This window comes from Flavobacterium sp. (assembly GCF_027484705.1).
Classification (GTDB): Bacteria; Bacteroidota; Bacteroidia; order Flavobacteriales; family Flavobacteriaceae; genus Flavobacterium.
In genome coordinates this window covers 58,815-79,273 of the sequence record NZ_JAIXSL010000012.1, presented here as the reverse complement: position 1 = coordinate 79,273, position 20,459 = coordinate 58,815, and the positions used below count along the sequence as shown (strand labels likewise).

Annotated in this window: 18 protein-coding genes; 7 read left to right on the top strand and 11 right to left on the bottom strand. The window is 41.7% G+C overall.

From position 1 onward, the window contains the following. Positions 1 to 9 precede the first annotated feature (9 nt). Positions 10 to 429, top strand: a complete 420-nt coding sequence (locus Q0058_RS07065) for a hypothetical protein (RefSeq protein WP_298222298.1) — start codon at positions 10 to 12, stop codon at positions 427 to 429. A 1-nt stretch (position 430) separates the two neighbouring features. On the opposite strand, the gene Q0058_RS07060 is transcribed toward Q0058_RS07065, so the two are convergent. From Q0058_RS07060 to Q0058_RS07040, 5 genes are all read right to left on the bottom strand, one after another. Continuing rightward, positions 431 to 556, bottom strand: coding sequence for a FeoB-associated Cys-rich membrane protein (locus tag Q0058_RS07060; protein WP_298222523.1), 126 nt, complete (start codon positions 554 to 556; stop codon positions 431 to 433). Positions 557 to 588: 32 nt separating this feature from the next. Continuing rightward, on the bottom strand, positions 589 to 2,823 hold the full coding sequence (locus Q0058_RS07055; RefSeq protein WP_298222296.1) for a TonB-dependent receptor: 2,235 nt from the start codon (positions 2,821 to 2,823) through the stop codon (positions 589 to 591). 116 nt (positions 2,824 to 2,939) lie between these two features. Further along, positions 2,940 to 5,042, bottom strand: coding sequence for a ferrous iron transport protein B (gene feoB / locus Q0058_RS07050; RefSeq protein ID WP_298222294.1), 2,103 nt, complete (start codon positions 5,040 to 5,042; stop codon positions 2,940 to 2,942). Beyond that, positions 5,042 to 5,281 (bottom strand): FeoA family protein, encoded by a 240-nt coding sequence (locus tag Q0058_RS07045; RefSeq protein ID WP_298222293.1) that lies wholly within the window; start codon positions 5,279 to 5,281, stop codon positions 5,042 to 5,044. Before Q0058_RS07045 ends, feoB begins: the two co-directional genes overlap by 1 nt. A gap of 82 nt (positions 5,282 to 5,363) precedes the next feature. Continuing rightward, positions 5,364 to 6,032 (bottom strand): SCO family protein, encoded by a 669-nt coding sequence (locus Q0058_RS07040; RefSeq protein WP_298222291.1) that lies wholly within the window; start codon positions 6,030 to 6,032, stop codon positions 5,364 to 5,366. A gap of 90 nt (positions 6,033 to 6,122) precedes the next feature. Between Q0058_RS07040 and Q0058_RS07035 the strand changes: the two genes are divergently transcribed. Beyond that, positions 6,123 to 8,186, top strand: coding sequence for a M13 family metallopeptidase (locus Q0058_RS07035; RefSeq protein ID WP_298222289.1), 2,064 nt, complete (start codon positions 6,123 to 6,125; stop codon positions 8,184 to 8,186). Between the two features lie 82 nt (positions 8,187 to 8,268). On the opposite strand, the gene Q0058_RS07030 is transcribed toward Q0058_RS07035, so the two are convergent. The 4 genes from Q0058_RS07030 to Q0058_RS07015 are packed head-to-tail and all read right to left on the bottom strand — an operon-like array spanning position 8,269 to position 12,784. Then, positions 8,269 to 9,198 carry an EamA family transporter gene (locus Q0058_RS07030; RefSeq protein ID WP_298222287.1) on the bottom strand — a complete coding sequence of 310 codons (930 nt, stop codon included), beginning with the start codon at positions 9,196 to 9,198 and terminating at the stop codon, positions 8,269 to 8,271. Beyond that, positions 9,199 to 10,002 (bottom strand): SDR family oxidoreductase, encoded by an 804-nt coding sequence (locus tag Q0058_RS07025; RefSeq protein WP_298222285.1) that lies wholly within the window; start codon positions 10,000 to 10,002, stop codon positions 9,199 to 9,201. A gap of 21 nt (positions 10,003 to 10,023) precedes the next feature. Beyond that, on the bottom strand, positions 10,024 to 12,417 hold the full coding sequence (locus tag Q0058_RS07020; RefSeq protein ID WP_298222282.1) for a M20/M25/M40 family metallo-hydrolase: 2,394 nt from the start codon (positions 12,415 to 12,417) through the stop codon (positions 10,024 to 10,026). Between the two features lie 19 nt (positions 12,418 to 12,436). Beyond that, a complete protein-coding gene (locus tag Q0058_RS07015) occupies positions 12,437 to 12,784 on the bottom strand; it encodes a hypothetical protein (protein ID WP_298222280.1) in 348 nt (115 codons plus the stop codon). A 239-nt stretch (positions 12,785 to 13,023) separates the two neighbouring features. Between Q0058_RS07015 and ssb the strand changes: the two genes are divergently transcribed. Continuing rightward, positions 13,024 to 13,350: a single-stranded DNA-binding protein gene (gene ssb, locus Q0058_RS07010; protein ID WP_298222278.1), complete on the top strand. Its 327-nt coding sequence runs from the start codon at positions 13,024 to 13,026 to the stop codon at positions 13,348 to 13,350. A gap of 16 nt (positions 13,351 to 13,366) precedes the next feature. After that, on the top strand, positions 13,367 to 13,792 hold the full coding sequence (locus Q0058_RS07005) for an HRDC domain-containing protein (protein WP_298222276.1): 426 nt from the start codon (positions 13,367 to 13,369) through the stop codon (positions 13,790 to 13,792). A gap of 63 nt (positions 13,793 to 13,855) precedes the next feature. Here the strand turns inward: Q0058_RS07005 and Q0058_RS07000 are convergent, their stop codons facing one another. Together Q0058_RS07000 and metG are read right to left on the bottom strand one after the other, a co-directional pair. Then, positions 13,856 to 14,539: an HAD family hydrolase gene (locus Q0058_RS07000; protein WP_298222274.1), complete on the bottom strand. Its 684-nt coding sequence runs from the start codon at positions 14,537 to 14,539 to the stop codon at positions 13,856 to 13,858. 11 nt (positions 14,540 to 14,550) lie between these two features. Beyond that, positions 14,551 to 16,611: a methionine--tRNA ligase gene (gene metG / locus Q0058_RS06995; RefSeq protein WP_298222272.1), complete on the bottom strand. Its 2,061-nt coding sequence runs from the start codon at positions 16,609 to 16,611 to the stop codon at positions 14,551 to 14,553. Between the two features lie 244 nt (positions 16,612 to 16,855). Between metG and Q0058_RS06990 the strand changes: the two genes are divergently transcribed. From Q0058_RS06990 to Q0058_RS06980, 3 genes are read left to right on the top strand one after another with little or no spacing between them, the layout of a single operon-like run. Further along, a complete protein-coding gene (locus tag Q0058_RS06990; protein WP_298222270.1) occupies positions 16,856 to 17,836 on the top strand; it encodes an LD-carboxypeptidase in 981 nt (326 codons plus the stop codon). A gap of 9 nt (positions 17,837 to 17,845) precedes the next feature. After that, complete coding sequence (locus tag Q0058_RS06985; RefSeq protein ID WP_298222268.1) at positions 17,846 to 18,205, top strand: YraN family protein; 360 nt, start codon at positions 17,846 to 17,848, stop codon at positions 18,203 to 18,205. A 37-nt stretch (positions 18,206 to 18,242) separates the two neighbouring features. After that, positions 18,243 to 20,444, top strand: coding sequence for a M12 family metallo-peptidase (locus Q0058_RS06980; RefSeq protein WP_298222264.1), 2,202 nt, complete (start codon positions 18,243 to 18,245; stop codon positions 20,442 to 20,444). Positions 20,445 to 20,459: the final 15 nt, after the last annotated feature.

Here is a 20,459-nt window from a genome sequence, read left to right as displayed (position 1 = left end):
TCTAAAACCATGAAAATCCGAATAGCTTTATTGTTTCTGAGTTTTTTATGTCTGAGCGTATCGGCACAGAAACGCAAAAAAGGCAAACTCGCCGACTTTACGATCACGCAAACCAAAATGCTAAAGAAAACCGGAACGCAATTGTTTCTCAAACAAGTGATTTCGGACGCGCGTTGTCCTGAAGGCATCGATTGTATATGGGCTGGTGAAGCGCAAGTACTCCTGTCTATTTACCAAAACAAAAAATGGATTGACGAAAAAATAATGGTTTTCTCCCCAAAGACAGTAGAAGATAACAGAGCGTGGTTGTCCGGTAAATTAGGGATTTCGAGCGCTAAAATAAAATCTATTAGATTGCTTCCTTACCCGAAAGACAGCATTAAAATTGACCCTAAAACCTATTCGATTAAAATTGAAATCGAAAAATAATTCAGGAACATCCGCAATCATCGGTGCCGCAATTTTTCTTTGACTTTTTTTTCCAAAAGAACTTTCGGACCAAAAAGCCAATAGCAAAACCTAGGATAATATAAGCCGTAATTTCTTGAAAATTCATCATCTAAAGATAGGTCTTTTATTTTTTGAAGGCTACAATTTAACACCAACACTCAAAAAGAAAGTCCTTGCATCATTGGGCAATATTCCGGGACCGGGATAACCACTAGCTCTGCGAGTCGCATAGACAGTATTGTCTAAGTTGTTAATTCCTGCTCGGATATTAAATTTTTCTAGGAATCTATATTCCATAGAAAGATCGTATACTGAATAACCGTTAAGTTTTCCTGTAAGGCCATTTGCTGGAGGTGTTTCCGTATTGTCTGAGTCGGTATAAACCAATCCAGTTCTTCTGTTCTGAACGGTTGAAGAAAAGCTTTTGTAACTCCAAGTGAGTCCAAAATTGTGAATATAACGAGGCGCATTTTCAACACGATTCCCTTTTAAATTACTTTCGGTAAGCACATTTGGTGCGGTTTCAGAAGGTTTAGTGACTTTATAATCTTCATAGCGCGCGTCAATAAATGACATGGTTGTAAATAATTGAAGGTCTCCAATTTGTTGATTCACTTTCAAGGCTTTGGAAATATTCAAATCCACAAAACTTTCAATTCCTTTATGTATTGCTGTTCCAAGATTGGTTCTAAACTGATAAGTTCTTGGCGTTGGATCATTGACAAATTTTCGAATCAATCCGATTTTATTGTCGTAATTCAGATAGAAAAAACCAACATCGAAATTAATCCAGCCCAACAAATTTCCTCGATAACCAAAATCGGCATTAAATCCATCCGCGTCTTTCAAGTCTGGATCAATCACGTCAGTAGTGGCGGGCAGCGTGATATCAGAAAATAGAACTGGCCGAAATGCTCGGGAGAAATTAGCGTAAAAATTAGTTTTGTGGAGTTTATATTCAACGCCAATTCCCATCAATATTTTATTTCTACTCAAACTTTCCGGTGTAACATTGTCATCGTTTCCATCAGTGGTGATACCCAGTCGTCCATCTATAGATGATTTGATGTTTTCATACCGAATACCAGAAGTTATACTCAAATGGTTATTGATTTTAAATTGATTTTCAGCAAATAACGCAATATTGTCTGTTTGAAAGTCTAAGTCTCGGGAGTACCGACCATCTATTTCTAAATCAAAATCAGAAGCTGTTGTGCCCTTACCTTTTTGTTTTCTGGTGGTGTTGGCTTGATATAGTCGCAGTCCAAAAGCTAAGTTCTGATCCTGTTTTCCGAGTTTGTAAGTATAAATGCTACGAGTTTCAATCCCCAAATTTTTATAAAAATCACGATCAACTTGACGATTGGCGTAATCATTTGTTGTAGTACTGATCGCGTCAATCGTGTTTGGCGTTGCAGTAAAACCGACGCTGTTGCGTTCTCCGAGAAGTCCGAACAACTTGGTATTTAGGGTTAATTGAGAAGATAGTTTGGTGTCTAGAACTAAAGCGGCAACGTTCCAGGGTATTCCAAACCAATTTCGTTCTCGTAGTGATTGCCTTGGATTATCTTTAAACTGCACGTCAGTTAAACCACCGGCTTGCTGCATTTCATAATCCATGTTGGTGTATTCTAGTGATAATTTGGTGTTGGGCGTAAATTGATAAGCAAAATAGGCATGAGAATTTCGGACTTCATAGCCGCTATTTTCTCTCCAGCCTTTTCCGGTTCTAAAATGATTGTAAACATAATAGGAGAACCTGTTCTTTTTTCCACCAATAGCATTGTACGAACTCATCAGTCCGTAGCTGCCTAGCGTATTTTGGGTTTCAAACGAGAATGGTTTTTCCGTTTCTCGTTTCAAAACATAGTTCAACATGCCACCGAATTGTGAGCCAAATTGCAAGGATGCACCACCACGTAACAACTGAATGGCGTCGACGGCCTCTAAAGGCGGATTGTAATACGCTTCAGGATAGCCAAAGACATCCGAAGAAATGTCGTATCCGTTTTGCCTTGTATTGAGTTCCCAACTTCTATTGGGACTCAAACCTCTGACACCAACATTAATCTGAATCCCAGAACCTTCATTTTCCCAAACAGAAACTCCAGGTACTTTTGAAAAGACTTCGCGTGCGTTATTGGTAGTGACATTAGCATTGAGATTGGCCAGTCTGATGACCTCGTTTTTCTTGCCAGAAAAAAGCGTGTTGTTTTCTACCTCGTGCAATCTCTCAGGAGTTTGCTGTTTTACAATTATTGTAACCGTTGATAACTTTTTAACGGTGTCATTTTGAACAAGATCAGATAAGTCTTGTTGTGCAAATACGATGGTCGAAAAACAGAGAATGCAGAACGAAATAAAAAGTTTCATGAGTTGAATGGAATAATTTTCGGCAAAAGTAAATGCTAAATTTTATTTAGACAAATTAAAAATAATAAAATGTTGTATTTAACTTTTGTCGAAGTAAATGCCAAAGGTTTGCGGATTTATCGCAATATTTGATAGGCGGCCAAAGCGACAACATAAGCTAATCCGCTCATCAGAGTCAACTGAATTATTGGCCATTTCCACGAATTGGTTTCTTTTCTCGTTATGGCTAGTGTACTGGCGCACTGCATCGCAAAAGCGTAAAAAAGCAGCAGCGAAATCCCCGAAGCAAAGTTGAATATTTTCATGCCGGTTTCATCGTTGGTTTCGGCTTTCATTTTGTTTTTGATGGTGTCTTCGCTTTCGGTATTGCCGACACTGTAAATCGTCGCAAGCGTTCCCACGAAAACTTCCCTCGCGGCAAACGAACTAATCACAGCAATGCCGATTTTCCAATCATAACCTAAAGGCGAAATCACGGGTTCAATCGATTTTCCCATGAGGCCGATATAAGAATTCTCTAATTTTTGTGAAGCGATCGCGTTTGACAATTCCGTTTCCGATAATGGTTTGGATCGGTTTTGTTCAATAATTTGCTGCTTGGCATTGTTGAAGTTTTCACCCGGACCATAAGAGGCCAAAAACCACAAAACGACCGAAATCGCTAAAATGATTTTACCCGCGCCAAAGACGAATGCTTTGGTTTTCTCTACCACATTGATGAAGACATTTTTTATTAATGGCAATTTATAGTTCGGCATTTCCACGACGAAATAAGTTTTGCTTTTAATCTTTAAAATCTTATTCAATATATAAGCAGATAAAAGTGCCATCCCGAAACCAATCAAATACAACAACATCAGGGTCAATCCCTGCAAATTGACGATGCCCAAAACATAACGGTCAGGAATCACTAGCGCAATGATGATGGCATACACCGGCAATCGTGCCGAGCAAGTCGTAAACGGTGTGACCAAAATCGTGATGAGGCGTTCTTTCCAGTTTTCGATGTTTCTCGTGGCCATAATCGCGGGAATCGCACAAGCTGTTCCTGAAATCAACGGCACGACACTCTTCCCAGAAAGCCCGAAACGGCGCATGATTTTGTCCATCAGGAACACGACGCGGCTCATATAACCGCTTTCTTCGAGCACAGAAATGAATAAAAACAGAAACGCAATTTGCGGGATGAATATCAGAATTCCTCCGATTCCGGGAATAATGCCCTGTGAAATTAAATTCGTCAGCACGCCGGGCGGTAATTTTTCTCCGACAGCGTTGCTTAAGTTGGCGAAAGTGGCGTCGATGAAATCCATTGGGATTTTCGACCAATCAAAAATGGATTGAAAGATAACCGCCAGTATCATAAAGAAAATCACGTAACCCCAGAATTTGTGTGTCAGTACGCGATCGAGTCGGCTACGAAAATCTCTCGCATTTTCATGGTCAATCTGTTGTCCTTCCTTCAAAACATCGTTGATAAACTGATAACGTTTGATCGTTTCTTTCTGCTGCAAACGTTTCAAATCCGAATGCGATTTGGTGAAAGAACTCCTGATTTCGTTGCGATCGAGATTCAAAAAATTAACATCCTGAGTAATGACCAGCCACAATTTATAAAGCAACTGGTTCGGAAAGGCTTTGCGCAAATTGTCGAAATAAACCGGATCAATACTCGAAGCATTCAGGCAAGGTTCCGTAGAAATCGATTTGTAAGTAGTAATCAATTCTTTAAGTTCGGCAATGCCCAATCCTTTTCGCGAACTCACGAGCGCCACTTTGGTTTTGAGCCGTTCTTCAAGCAGCGGAATGTTGAGCGTAATGCCTTTATATTTCATCCGGTCCGCCATGTTGATGACCAGAATTGTCGGGATTTCAAGGTCTTTGATTTGGGTGAACAGCAGTAAATTTCTCTTGAGGTTCTCGACATCGGTGATCAGCAAAGCGACATCGGGATAAAGCTGGTCGTTTTTGTTGAGCAGCAACTCGATGACGACATTCTCATCGATAGAACTAGCGTTTAGGCTGTAAGTTCCGGGCAAATCGAGGATATTCGCTTTGAGGTTGTTCGGCAGTTTGCAGAACCCGATTTTCTTTTCAACGGTGATTCCGGGATAATTTCCGACTTGTTGGTTGAGTCCCGTCAATTGGTTAAAAACCGAAGTTTTTCCGGTGTTGGGATTTCCGATTAAGGCAACGTTGATGGTTTGTTTGGCTTTCATTATTCGTGGTTTTGAATAATTTCAACCTCAATCTCAACGGCTGTTTCCAGACGAATCGCCACATGAGCGCCATTGATGTTCAGATATAACGGATCGCCAAAAGGGGCAATCTGGATCAGTTCTACAATATTTCCGGGCAGGCAACCCATTTCAAGTAATTTTAATGGGATGGCTTCCACATCAAATTCCTTGATGAGTGCTTTTTCTCCTTTTTTCAAGTTGGAAATCGTAGTGGTCAAACCTTATTTAGATTGAATTAAGATTGCAAAAGTACAGATAAAAAAAGAATATAAGCTGAGATTTATGACATTTAAGGAAATTTTATTCTTCGCTGCAAAGCCAATTGATATCGTCTATGAGACGTTTTATTTCTTCCTTTTTAGTGCCGTCATAAAAACCGCGCACACGGCGTTTGCTATCGACAAGAACGAAATTTTCCGTATGCACCATATCGTACAATTCTGAGGGTTTTCCGAGTTTCACCGCGAGATAAGATTTTCGCGCCATCGTATATATGGCTTTTTTGTCTCCGGTCACAAGGTTCCACTTGCTGTCGTCGACACCTTTGGTTATTGCGTATTTTTTTAAAACCGGCACAGAATCCGTTTCGGGAAATACCGTATGAGAAAGCAACATGACTTTGGGATTCTGCAAAAAAGCTTTCTGTACATCGACCATATTCGTGGTCATAATCGGGCAAATCGAGCCGCAAGTCGTGAAGAAAAAATCAGCGACGTAGATCTTGCCTTCGTAATCTTTCTGAGTAATCGTTTTCCCGTTTTGGTTGGTAAACGAAAAGTCAGCTATCGTGTGATATTTTTCAACATACTGCATCGTGCTATCAACGAGTTCCGAATTGACGTCAGCCGGATTAAAAATCGGAAGGCTCTTTTTGGGTCTGAGCACGAAATAAAACAACGTAAGACAAATGACCGAAAACACAGCCATAATCCCGAAGAAGATTCGGAATTTTTTGAGAAAATCCAACATAATTCAAATTTGTAACAAAAGTATGAAATCGCGACCTATCGACATTAGAATTTTATCGATAGTTTTGCAACCTTAACCAAACTTTATATAATGAAAATACACTTTCACAAACCGCTGCTACTGATGATTCCGATGCTTATCAGTTATCATACGCTACAAGCACAGGATTCCGCAAAGAAAAAACCAGGAATCAATCTTGCAGATATGGACAAAAAAGTAAAACCAAGTGATGATTTCTATCGTTTTGTCAACGGAACTTGGCTTGACAAAACCGTGATCCCGAACGACAAGACCGGCTGGGGAACTTCGGAAGAACTCTATGAAAACACCAATAAAGATGTGGCAAAAATCTTAAAAGAAGCCATCAACAATCCGAAATACAAATCGAACACTGATCAAGGGAAAGCCATCTATTTGTATAAATCGATCATGGACACGGTTTCGAGAAACAAACAAGGCATCAATCCGCTCAAACCTTATCTGGCTCAAATCGATGCGATTAAAAACATTGACGATTTGCAGAATGCCATCATCGCCATGGAACCGCTTGGAGGCATCGGTTTCTTTTCCGTTGGGATTGGCGCTGACGACAAAGACAGCAATAAAAATTCCGTCAACATCATGCCCGGAAAAGTCGGCTTGCCGGACCGTGAATATTATGTAGCCGACGACAATGATTCGAAAGAGAAACGCGAGAAATATGTGACGCATGTGGCGCGCATGCTGAAGTTCCTGAGCAACGACCCTCAAGCGAATACTTTAGAAGATGCCAAAAAAATACTGGCACTTGAAACGGCGATGTCACAGCCGAGATTAGACCGTGTAGAACGCAGAGACAGCCGAAAACAATACAATCCGATGACCGTGGCCGAGCTTCAAAAAATGACGCCAGCCATCAACTGGAATAATTATTTCAATAAATTAGGCATTACAAAGCTAGATTCAGTGATTGTGTCGCAGCCAAGATATATGGAGGCATTACAGACCATTTTAGCCGCGAATGATGTCGATACTTGGAAAGCCTACATGCGCATCACTTTACTCAACAGGACTGCCGGACAATTATCGAGCGCCATTGGCGATGCTAATTTTGATTTCTATGGAAAAACACTCAACGGCGTGCTCAAAAGAAGACCGCTTGACGAACGTGCTTTGCAGACGGTCAACTTTTCGATTGGGGAAGCTTTAGGAAAATTGTATGTAGAGAAAAAGTTCCCAGCTGAAGCCAAAACCAAAGCCGAGAACATGATCAAAAACATCATTCAGGCTTACAAAGTAAGAATCAACAACCTGAGCTGGATGTCGGCCACTACGAAAATCAAAGCCATTGAAAAACTGGACAAACTCATCATCAAAATCGGTTATCCGGACCACTGGAAAGATTATGCTACACTGACGATTAAAGCAGCCAATGAAGGCGGAAGTTATTTCGAGAACATGCAAAACATCTCACGCTGGACGTTTAACGATGATGTGCGTAAACTAGGCAAACCGGTTGATAAAACGGAATGGTTTATGTCGCCACAAACCGTGAATGCGTATTACAATCCGGCATATAATGAGATCGTTTTCCCTGCGGCTATTTTACAACCACCTTATTACGATTACCGCGTTGATGAAGCGCTTAATTTTGGTGCTGTTGGCGCCGTGATTGGCCATGAAATCTCACATGGTTTTGATGATTCGGGTTCGCGATACAACGCTGAAGGAAACTTAGTAGACTGGTGGACCGAAGAAGATTTAAAACAATTTACCGCTTTGGGTACTGCGCTTGCCGACCAATACAGCGCTTTGGAACCATTCCCAGGAATTCATGTGGATGGAAAATTTACTTTGGGTGAAAACATCGGCGATTTGGGTGGTGTTAATGCCGCTTATGACGGATTGCAGATGTATCTGAAGTCGAATAAAAACCCAGGCTTGATCGACGGATTCACGCCTGAGCAACGTTTCTTTATTTCGTGGGCCACCGTTTGGCGTTCAAAAGCGAGAGAAGAATCAATCAAAACACAAGTGAAAACCGATCCGCATTCACCAGACAATTACAGAGGTTATGTGCCTTTGCAAAATGTCGATGCTTTCTATAAGGCGTTCAACATTAAGGAAGGTGATAAAATGTATATCGCTCCGGAAAAACGCGTGAAAATCTGGTAATCATACCATACACTATTAAAAAATCCCATCGCTTTATTGAGGTGGGATTTTTTATTTAGGGTTGTTGAATTTCAAAATGGATTTAAGGAATCATTTTCTTTTTTCGCATCGCCAGATTCACGAGATACAAACCGACCAATACAATGATTCCGCCCGCGGCGATAAATAAAGTCAGCGGTTCGCCGAATATAATCGCGCCTAAAATCACAGCTACAATCGGATTGATATAAGCATAAATACTATTGACTTCGGCGGGAAGTTTCTGTAACGCATAAATGAATGCGACAAACGTCAACACCGAACCTACAACCACCAGATAGCCGATTGCCCACCACGAATTTACCGGAATTTCGCTCAATGGAATCGTGGTTCCCGTAGCTCCGATCAAAGCGAATAAAAACAAACTCGACACCAACATCTGCAATCCCAAGCTAAAATACGGATTGAAACTTGCGGCTTTTTTCTTGGTGTATAAAGTACCGAAAGCCCAAGTTAATGTGGCGATCAATGACAAGAAAATACCAAAACTGAAATCAGGCTGCAGAAAATCTTTAAGATGGTCGTAGAAAATAAGGCAGACGCCGCCGAAGCAAACCAGCAAACCGCTCACCGCCAATTTCGACAATTGCTCGCCCTTGAAAAAACTGATGATCACAATCCAGATTGGGAAAATCGCACCGAGAATGGCGCCCAAACCGCTGCTGATATATTTGACGCCCCAAGTGCTCAGGCCGTTGCTCAAAACGAAATTCAGCAAACTTAAAATCAGGATGGTTTGCCATTGTTTGCCTTTGGGCCAAGGTGTTTTTTTGAATAAAAAATAAACCACATACAAAGTGCCGCCTAGAAATTGCCGGATCGCTACAAGCTGCATCGCGGGCATGTGTTTGACACCTTCTTTGGAGGCCAGCCAAGTCGTTCCCCAGAAAAAACTGACCCAACATAAAGCCAGTACCGGCAATCCGATAGCTTCTATTTTTGTCGAAACCGCTTTTTTGATTCTTGCTCGCAACTAGAGATTGTTTTTAATGAAAGTATAGCCTAAAACCGAAGTTACTTTATCGCTTAAAATGGTTTTCCCGATGGATGGTTTATCGAAATTGAATTCGGGAATCTCAAGATTCATGTCAAGCGCTTTTTGGTTGTAATATGCTTTTCTCGTCGGATGAAATGGTGCAACAGCATTGAAAGTTTCATCCCAAACCTCGTTTTCAATAATGCTTTGGATGATACCAATACAATCGTCAAGATGAATCAGATTGATCGGCGCATCAGGGTTTTCGATGTTTTTTCTTCCGGCTAAAAACCGAATCGGATGCCTTTCGTTTCCAATCAATCCGCCAAAACGCAAGACTGTAATTTGAAAATTAGGGTTGTTTTGTAGCAGTTGCTCGGCTTTTAATAATTGCCGTCCACTTTCGGAATCCGGTTGTGGAATTATATTTTCGGTAATAATTTCATTAAGATCCGAATACACGGATGTAGAACTCACCAACAAAATTTTACGAATGGACGAAGCTTCAACGGCAGCCGCTATTCTATTGATTTTAGCCACGAAATCTTCTTTTTCAACGCCGCGTAATTTTGGTGGAATATTGAGAATCAGGATTTCAGAATCTTTCAGGAATGAAATCATATCGCCTTCAATGCCCAACTCTGAAACCGAAATCTGAAAAGGTTTTATGCCATTATTTTCGAGCATTTCCAATTTTGAAGCTGAAGTCGTCGCACCATAAATCGTGTAACCCTGACTTACTAATTGTTGCGCCAAAGGAAAGCCCAGCCAGCCGCAGCCAAGTATGCTAATTTGTTTCATTGATGGATTTTAAAACCAAGATTATTTGATTTTGACCGTATCGACAACCTGCACAATACTGTCATTTTTGAGCTCAAAGGTAGGGATTGTCATGCGGTTCTCGGGAATGACTTTCTTTTCGGAAGGTTTTATTTTTTGCTGTATCACAATGGCGTCAGTTAAAACGAACGGTTTTGGCATCATCCACGAGGCGCGTGGGGTCATGGTGAATAACGGATTGCTCATCAAATCGAAAGAACTTTCGATCAAATCCATGTCCAAAACAGCTTTTGCGGGAATGCTGAATTCGAGTTCCAAAGGTTCGTTATTGACCACATAATAACTCAAAATCCGCTTGGTTGTTCTTTGGTAGAGCGATCCTTTTTGCGCGATGGCTTTCACGTGGTTCGCTTTCAAATTGTAAATCGGCATTTTTTCATTGGCGAAAATATCATAGCGGTTGACGTTCCTGTTGGGAGCAATCCGGATTTTCAACAATCGCTGGCTTCCCACAATAGAATCTTTTAAAAAGGCGATGGTCGGTTTCTGCAAATTTTTAAGTGGCGCGTTTGCCGAGAACGTAAATTCGGAATTGTATTTACTGAACATATTGTTGCCCGTTAATGCATCGGCTTTTTGAGGATTTTCTCCGAGGTAGTTTTTCGTCCAGTCATCAAGATTTTTATCATAAGTGGTCCAGACTGCTTTGTTCTGGTCGACATTTAAAAAGTAAACCAGACTGTTGGGTTTGGCTTTTCCGGCTTCATAGCTTGAATTAAAGTGGGCGATTCCAAAAAACACTAATGATAAAATCAGAAAGGAACTTACCCAAAAACCTTTTCTGGCGAAGGATCCAAAAATCGGCAGCAACAATCCGAACACCAATAATGTCAAGACAGCGCTTCCTGCAAGCATTTTCAATCCCAAACCAACCGGGAACTGCAGGATGAACGGCACAAAAATCACCAAAGCCGGAACCGCTAAAACAAGGTTGACGACCTGATTGGTTTGTTGTGTAATGATGAAATAAGCGAGCATCAACAATCCGAAATAAACCGGAATCACAAAAAAACCGGCGCCCGGAAGGTAGAAAGCGATTCCGAAATTGATCAGGATCCAGACAAAAATCGGAGCGATGGTTTGATTGAGATTAATCGTTACCGTTTTTGCGCTTCCATAAAAAAGAAACGCAATCGTCAGGTTCAAAAATGCAAAAGCAGTCAGATAATAATGCCCATTATAAGTAAAACCCTGAAGAATATCTTCGTATTGCGGATAGATTTTCAACAACAACTGCCAACCAAAATAGTTGCACAAACCAACAGTAATCAACGCGCCGAAAAAGTATAAAAAACCTTTGGCGATTTCTTTACCCAACAAGATTTTCTTGCCAAATCCGATTAAGACGAGAAGCAGGAATAACAACAGCGCACCAACAGCCATCGTCAAAATCCAGTCGAACGGATAGCTTACAAAGCAAAACGGCGTATTGAAATAGACATTGTCCTTGTCCGAATCCAAATGCTGCAGATCGGCATTCGAAAAATAATGCAGCAGCGGCATCAGATACGAACCCTGATGCGCAATCGTGGTCGGGCTGATGTGGCCGAAATTATCCTGCGCCGTATGGTAATTGAAATGGTTGTCGATGAACGCAAAATTGAATCCCTGAATTTGACCTTGTTCCCTGAAAACGGTCAGATCGGTATCATTCGGAAGCATTTTGTAGATGCTATACATGAGTGAATTCGAGACCGGATATTTCGGGTTGGCTTTGGTGAATCCTTCGACCATGGCGGCATTCCCGTGATTGACTTCCATGAGCATATAACTTGGCCCGGCCGTTCCGCGCGCTTCAAAATTGAGCGCCAATCCGATTTCTTTAGCCCATTGGTGTTGGGTTACGAAAAGCGCTGCGCCGTTCAAACCCAATTCCTCGGCGTCGGAAAACAAGATTACAATATCATTTTTATGAGCGGGTTTGTGATGCAAAAAAGCACGCAATCCTTCTAAAATGGTAGCCACTCCGGAAGCATCATCGCTGGCGCCAAAGGAACAGGAATGCGGAGCGCTGTCATAATGCGACAACAACAAAAGTGCTTTGGAACTGTCGGAACCGTTAATCCTGGCAATGATGTTTTTGGATTTGACGAGATTTCCCCATTCTGTGAGTGTAGTTCCTTCCTGTACTTGCGGATTCAATCCTAAATTTTTCAATTCCTGTAGCAGATAATCCGCTACCGCATCGTGGTTTTTCGAACCCACGTAATGTGGTTTTTGGGCTATATTCCCGATATGCTCCAACGCTTTTGGGGTAGAAAACTCCGATAAGTCTGCCGGATTTGAGACCCATTGCGGCATCATCGAATAATAGATGAATCCAAGCATTGCGGCCAAAAACAGCGCCGCCAAAAGTGATGCGTAATTTTTTTTCATTCGGTTAAGTTTGTTGGGGTTAACGGTTTTTTTTCACCAGCATAAAAGAATCGTTATTGAGATGTAAATAGCCTTGATTGTAAACAAAATAATAGGTATTCCCGGTTTTGGTCTGGAGCAAATTGGTAAAAAATTCAAATTCAAATCCTTTACTGAGTAATGCTCCGCGACTGGTTTTTCGCTTGCTTTTGGGGTTGAGCTCTGAAAGTACGCGGTAATTTTTACGCAGCTTGCTGTTGATGTTACGCACAAAATTATTGCGATCCTTATTCATTCTGTTATTGTAGCTGTTGCGGCAACCGTCACTACAAAATTTCTTGTCTTCACGACCTGCGATTTTCTCCTCGCATTCTAAACAGGTTTTCATGGCGTTGATGTTTTATAATTTTCATATGGATTCGATAGCGACAAATAAAAGTCATGGATTCGGGCGGTAAAACTTTTAAAGCCAATCAAATATAATAATTAATTTGCATTTACAAACGGTTACAAACAGTTACAAACGAAATTAAACGTTTAATTACCGGCTAATTTTTGCAACTTTTTACAATTTTGCGAAATCGAAACCAAACAAATTATTTTAACCATTTTAAATTTTTAAACGCCATGAGTACATTAAGAAACCAAGTACAGCTTATCGGGCACGTTGGACAAGAACCTGAAATCAAAACCTTTGAAGGAGAAAAAAAATTGGCTCAATTATCCATCGCCACGAATGAAGTTTACAAAAACGACAAAGGAGAAAAAGTAGAAGAAACCCAATGGCACCGCATCAGCGCTTGGGGAAAAACAGCGGAAATCATCGAGAAGTATGTCACCAAAGGAAAGGAAATCGCCATTCAGGGAAAACTGACACACCGCAGCTATGATGATAAAAACGGGGACAAAAAATACATCACTGAAGTAGTGGTTTCCGAATTGTTGTTATTGTAAAACCAACAGTGGTGCTATGAGTATTAAAGTCTGTAATATCCGTTTAGACAAACAGCATCTGGAGCCGGATCAAAAAAACCTCAACGCCTTTCTGGCCTCCGTTAATGTGAAAATGACTTCCTCCAATTTTGTTACCACAGGCACGACAGATTATTGGTCAGTACTTGTCTTTTATGATCTGAAAAAAGAAATCCAAACGGCGCTGCCGGAAAACGAACTTGCAGAGGCTGATCAGGAATTGTATGAAGCTCTGAAAGCATGGCGGAACAACAAAGCGGCTGAAGTTAACCTGAAACATTATCTGATCAGTTATAACTCGGAATTGCTGAACATCGCCATCAAGAAACCAAAAACATTATCCGCTTTGAGAAAGATAAAAGGTTTTGGAGAGATTAAGGTTGAAAGATACGGATCTGAAATACTGAGTGTCGTGAACCCGTAAAACTCTAAAAAAGAGTATTCAAAAAACAAAAGCGACAAGTTCGTTTTTACTTGTCGCTTTTGTTTATAATAATTTTAAAACATCGGTGATTTTTTCAAGCGTCTTAAAGTTGGGATGCTCGACTTTATGGCTTATTTTTTCATGTTCCCAAGTCGTGTGAAACGGAATATGCACGGCATGTCCGCCAATAGCCAGAACCGGCAACACATCCGATTTTAAGGAATTTCCAATCATGAAGAATTCTTCAGGTTCAATCTCAAGACGTTTCAATAGCTTCTGATAATTGATTTCCTGTTTATCGGCCATCACTTCTATATGATGAAAGTATGGCCCAAGTCCTGAACGGTGCAGTTTGCTTTGCTGGTCTTTAAGATCGCCTTTGGTGGCTACGACAAGTTTGTATTTTCCCTGAAGTGCTTTCAAGGTTTCTTCAACGCCGTCGAGCAATTCTATAGGTTTTTGTAAAAGTTCTTTTCCAAGTTCAATGATTTTTTCTACAATTTCTATGGATATCGTATTGTTCGAAATGCGCATCGCCGCTTCAATCATTGAAAGTATATAACCTTTAATGCCATAACCATATAGGTCTAAATTCGCAATTTCGGTTTTGAACAATTCCTGCGACAAGCCTTGTTGCGATAAATAATCGCTCATCAACACACAGAATTTTTGTTCGGTTTCCTGAAAATAAGGCTCATTGACAAACAAAGTGTCATCGGCATCGAAGGCAATTACTTTTAAATTCATGTTTTTTTGATTTAATTAATAGTTTCTCCGTTCCCGACCTCAGCATCAGGATTCACAAAAACCAATTTGCCTTCCGCATTGTTGGTCATCAGAATCATACCCTGACTTTCGACGCCGCGCAAATTTCTCGGGGCAAGATTCACAAGCACCGTTACTTTTTTACCGATGATTTCTTCAGGCGAAAAACTTTCTGCAATGCCGGAAACGATTGTTCTGATATCTATTCCGGTATCGACTTTTAAAACCAAAAGTTTGTTTGCTTTAGGCATTTTTTCAGCTTCGAGGATGGTTCCCACGCGCAAATCCATTTTGGCAAAATCTTCGAATTGCACGAGCTCTTTTTGTGGTGTTAAAATTTTGTTTTCAGCTTCATTTGCTGTTTTTGTTGCTTCCAATTTATCAACCTGTTTTTGAATCTGTTCGTCTTCGATTTGGGCAAATAAAATTTCTGATGGTCCTATCGTGTGACCGACAGAAATCAGATCGGAACTTCCGGTAATGTCAAACCAGCTTTTACCATGCCGCTCCTGATTTAAAATCCTGTCCAGTTTCGCCGCGGTGAAAGGCAAGAATGGCTCGCACAAAACGCGCAGGGCTGAAGCAATCTGAAGCGCCACATACATTTGCGTCTTTACGCGTTCTGGATCGGTCTTGAACATTTTCCATGGTTCTTCGTCGGCTAGATATTTATTGCCCAGACGCGCCACATTCATCAATTCGCCTAAGGCTTCTCTGAAACGGTAACGCTCAATGGAACTCGAAATTACCGCTGGATAGGCTTTCAATTCCTCCAAAGTCCGAAAATCAACATCCGAAAATTCGTTCGGTTGCGGCACGACGCCTTCGTAATATTTATGCGTCAAGACCACCACCCGATTGATGAAATTTCCGAAAATCGCCGCAAGTTCGTTGTTGTTTCTCGCCTGAAAATCTTTCCAGGTGAAGTCGTTATCTTTAGTTTCGGGCGCATTTGCCGTCAAAGCATAACGCAACACATCCTGTTGGTCCGGAAAATCTTCAAGGTATTCGTGCAGCCAGACTGCCCAGTTTTTAGAGGTTGATAATTTATTGCCTTCGAGGTTCAGGAATTCATTCGCGGGAACATTGTCCGGTAGAATATAACTGCCTTCCGCTTTAAGCATCGCCGGGAAAATGACGCAGTGAAAAACGATATTGTCTTTTCCTATGAAATGTACTAGTTTAGTATCGTTACTTTTCCAATACGGTTCCCAGTCTTTTCCTTCACGTGCGGCCCATTCTTTTGTTGATGAAATGTAGCCAATCGGCGCGTCAAACCATACATATAATTTTTTTCCTTCGGCTCCGGCGACCGGAACATCTATTCCCCAATCGAGATCGCGGGTTACAGCACGCGGCTCCAAACCACCGTCAATCCAGGATTTTACCTGTCCGTATACGTTTGGTTTCCAGTCGTTTTTATGGCCGACTAAAATCCATTCTTGCAAGAAATCCGAGTATTGGTCTAATGGTAAAAACCAGTGTTTGGTTGATTTCAAAACTGGTGTTTCTCCGGTAATCGTCGATTTAGGATTGATTAAATCCGTAGCATTCAAAGTCGATCCGCAGCGTTCGCACTGGTCGCCATAAGCCTCTTCATTGCCGCATTTCGGGCAAGTTCCCGTGACAAAACGATCGGCTAAAAACTGTTCGGCTTTCGCGTCGTAAAGCTGCTCGGTGACTTCCTCGATGAATTTCCCGTCTTCATACAGTTTCCTGAAAAACTCAGAAGCCGTATCGTGATGGATTTTCGAAGACGTGCGCGAATAATTGTCGAACGATATCCCAAAATCTACAAATGATTTTCTGATAATTCCGTCATACTTATCAATCACTTCTTGTGGTGTAATGCCTTCTTTTTTGGCTTTCATCGAAATCGCCACGCCGTGTTCATCGCTGCCACAAACAAACGCAACGTCTTTCCCCTGCAAACGCAAATAGCGCGAATAAATGTCCGAAGGCACGTAAACGCCCGCCAAATGCCCGATGTGGATCGGTCCGTTCGTATAAGGCAATGCCGCCGTGATGGTATATCTTTTTGGATTTTGTAACATAGTTCAAGTAAATTGATTGCAAAAATAAACAATAGAATCGAGAGTTTATGGTTTTTATTAGAAGCTGGTTCCCGCTATCCGCTAAATTTTTTGCGCCGAACCACGGCACAAAAAGATACCGCTACTATCGGGGCTATAGCAATCCGTAAAAAAAGAAAATCCGCGTCCTTCGGGAAAATCCGTTGCATCCGCGTTCCAAAAACAATAACTTTATATCTTTGCTACACCCGAGTTCAAATCCACCATGAAAAAAGCACCAACTTCAAAACTTTTTACCTTTGGAATCCTGTTCCTTTTTTCCATTATCCACTGTCAAGCACAACGCAAAATGATCACACCCGAATTTTTACACAAAGGCGACACCATCGGCATCCTCGCCACGGCCAGAAAAATAGATTTAGCCACCTTGCAACCCGCGATCAAATTACTTGAAAGTTGGGGTTTGCATGTCGAGATCGGCAAAACCATCGGCAAAGAAGACCACCAACTCGCAGGACCCGACTGGATGCGCGCAACCGATTTCCAGGAAATGATCGACAATCCGAAAATCAAAGCGATCTGGGGCGCGAAAGGCGGTTACGGAACGGTACGGATTATCGACAGGATCGACTTCACCAAATTCAAACAAAAACCCAAATGGATTGCCGGTTTTAGCGACATGACCGTGTTGCACAGCCACCTCAACAATATGGGCATTGAAACTTTGCATTCGATGATGGCCATCAGTGCTGAGAAAGCCGCACCAGAAACCCTCGAAAGTTTCAGAAAAGCCTTGTTCGGTGAAAAACTCGAATACCACATTCCGACACATCCGTTCAACAAAAAAGGAACCGCGAAAGGCGAAATCGTCGGTGGCAATTTATCGGTATTGTATAGCATCATGGGCTCGAAATCGGAAATCGATTATAAAGGGAAAATCCTATTCATTGAAGATCTTGATGAATACTTGTATCACATCGACAGGATGATGATGAACCTCAAACGCAACGGTTATTTCGACGGGCTCAAAGCGGTGATTGTCGGCGGCATGACGAGCATGAACGACAACGACATCCCGTGGGGAAAAGACGCGCTGGAGATTATTCAGGATGTGCTGAAAGATTATAAATTTCCAATCATTTATAACTTTCCGGCGGGCCATATCAAAGACAACCGCGCGTTAATTTTAGGGAAAACCGTCAGCATCGATGTTAATGATAAAGAAGCGGTCGTTAAATTCGAATAATTCAAAAAAATGGCTCAGCACAACGAACTAGGCAAACTCGGAGAACAACTCGCTGTGGAATTCCTGCAAAAGCACCACTACGAAATCCTCGAAACCAACTGGACGTTTCAAAAAGCTGAAATCGACATCATTGCGCGAAAGGAAAACACGCTCGCCATTGTAGAAGTAAAAACCAGATCATCAACGGAATTTGGTCTGCCGCAGGATTTTGTCAAGCCTCCAAAAATCCAGTTGCTCGTCAAAGCCGTAAATCAATATGTGGTTGCGAACGACCTTGATGTCAGCGTCCGTTTCGATGTCATTGCGATTCATAAAAAAGATAACGCATTCATTATAGAGCATTTAGAAGATGCTTTTCTTCATTTTTAATACTTATATTTGGAAAAAATTGCAAAAGTAAATTACCATGAAAAAGATGATTACCATTGTCCTACTGCTGTTGGGTTTTAATGTTTTTGCCCAAAAAGCAGTGTCGAAAAAAGTGCATGAATTGTTGGCCCAAGGAACGTCTTTCACCCCCTATTCCGTGTTGACAGCGACCCAGAATGCTGAAAGAAAAAACCTCGATAAGGCCGTTTCTGGTGCTACTTATGCCAAAATCAATACGCAGGAACTCGCGCGTTTGATGGCTCAAAAAGACCAAAACATCGAGCTTGCGATTCCGTATCAGGGGAAAGCGATTCAGGTTCAATTGTATCAGGTCAATATTTTCGCGGAAGGTTTTCATGTGGATACTGATAAAGCGCGATCAATTCCGTATGAAAAAGGACTGTATTACCGCGGCATCATTAAAGGCGATGCAAACTCATTAGTCGCGTTCAGTTTTTTTAATAACGAATTGACCGGTGTGATTTCGAATCAACAATTGACCAATCTTGTGGTCGGAAAAATCGACAGCAAGCAAAATACGGATAACTACATCATTTATTCAGACCGTAACCTGAAGGCCGCAAACCCCTTCCGTTGCCATGTCAAAGAAACATCAGATGCGGCTGTTGCGCCCGAATCTAATAAGACTACTGCCCAACCAAACAGCGTTAAATGGGCCACGTTTTATTTTGAGGTGGACAACGACCTATACCTGCAAAACAACAGCAATACGACCACGACTACCAATTGGATGACCGCTGTGTTTAATAATGTGCAGACCATATACACCAATGACGGTATTACGACCTCATTAAAATCGATGTTTATCTGGACGACCACCGATCCTTATGCCCTTGCCTTTGATGACACGGCCAAATCTTCTGATTATTTGTATAAATTTAATGAACTCCGACCCGTCTTTGATGGTGATATAGGGCAACTCGTAGGTATTGACGAAGGCGGTTTAGGCGGTGTTGCTGTCGGAATCAACGGGGTTTGTACACAAGATAATTACAGTTATTCCGACGTTGAATTCGATTATAGTGATGTGCCTGTTTTTTCATGGACCATTGAAGTAATCACGCATGAGCTTGGTCATTTGATGGGTTCGCCGCATACGCATGCCTGTGTCTGGAACGGAAACAACACCGCTATTGACGGTTGCGGCCCTACAGCTAATAGCGATTATACTGAAGGAAGTTGTGATATCGGCCCGATTCCATCGGATACCGAACAAGGCACGATCATGAGTTATTGCCATTTGTTGGGCAATGTGGGAATCAGTTTCGCCAATGGTTTCGGACCACAGCCTGCCGCGAGAATCATAAGCAAAATCAATGCAGGCACTTGTTTGAGTACCGACGGAGTGAATACCTGCATCAATACGGTGGCTAGTATTGGCGTCACCGCTACAACCAATACTTCAGCAACCGTCAACTGGACTGATCTGGGCGGCGCTACCGCTTGGCAAATTGCCGTCACGCCTTTTTCGGAAACCAACAACACCTGGATTCCGGTAAGCACCAACTCGTATACCGCCAACGGACTGTTGCCGAACACTTATTACGTGGTCAGCGTTCGTCCGAACTGTGGTTTTGGTCTGATTGCTCCTAACGAAAAGAGTATTGCCGTCACAAGTACGAGTTATTGTAATGGCGTACAAATTACAGATACCGGTGGCGTATCGGACGATTATACCGATTCTGAAACGTATATCAGAACCATCATTCCGAACTTGCCCAATAAGAAAATAGCCTTGACTTTTTCCGCTTTCGATTTAGAACAAGGTTATGATTATCTTTATGTGTATGACGGAAATTCAACCAATTCTCCAGACTTAAGCAACGGCGGTTTTACCGGCAATACCATTCCTGGCCCGTTTGTATCTTCTGCCGCAGATGGTTCGCTGACGGTTAAGTTTTATTCCGATGGAGGTGTGGTCGCGCCAGGTTATGTGGCCGATGTAGCTTGTGAGACTTCTTTAGCCAATACGGCTTTTGAGCCGAATATCGATTTTACTTACTCGCCCAACCCAACCAACGGCAATGTCACGATTACTTCTAAAACATTATTGTCTGAAGTCTTTGTGTATAATATCGAAGGGCGATTGCTGTATCAAAAGAAAACCAATGCTTTCGACACCAAAGTCGATTTGGCTGCATTTGCCAACGGAACTTATTTCTTCAAATTGAAATTCAACAACAAAGAAGCGAATTTTAAAATCATGAAAATGAATTAATCTTGCTTTGAATCC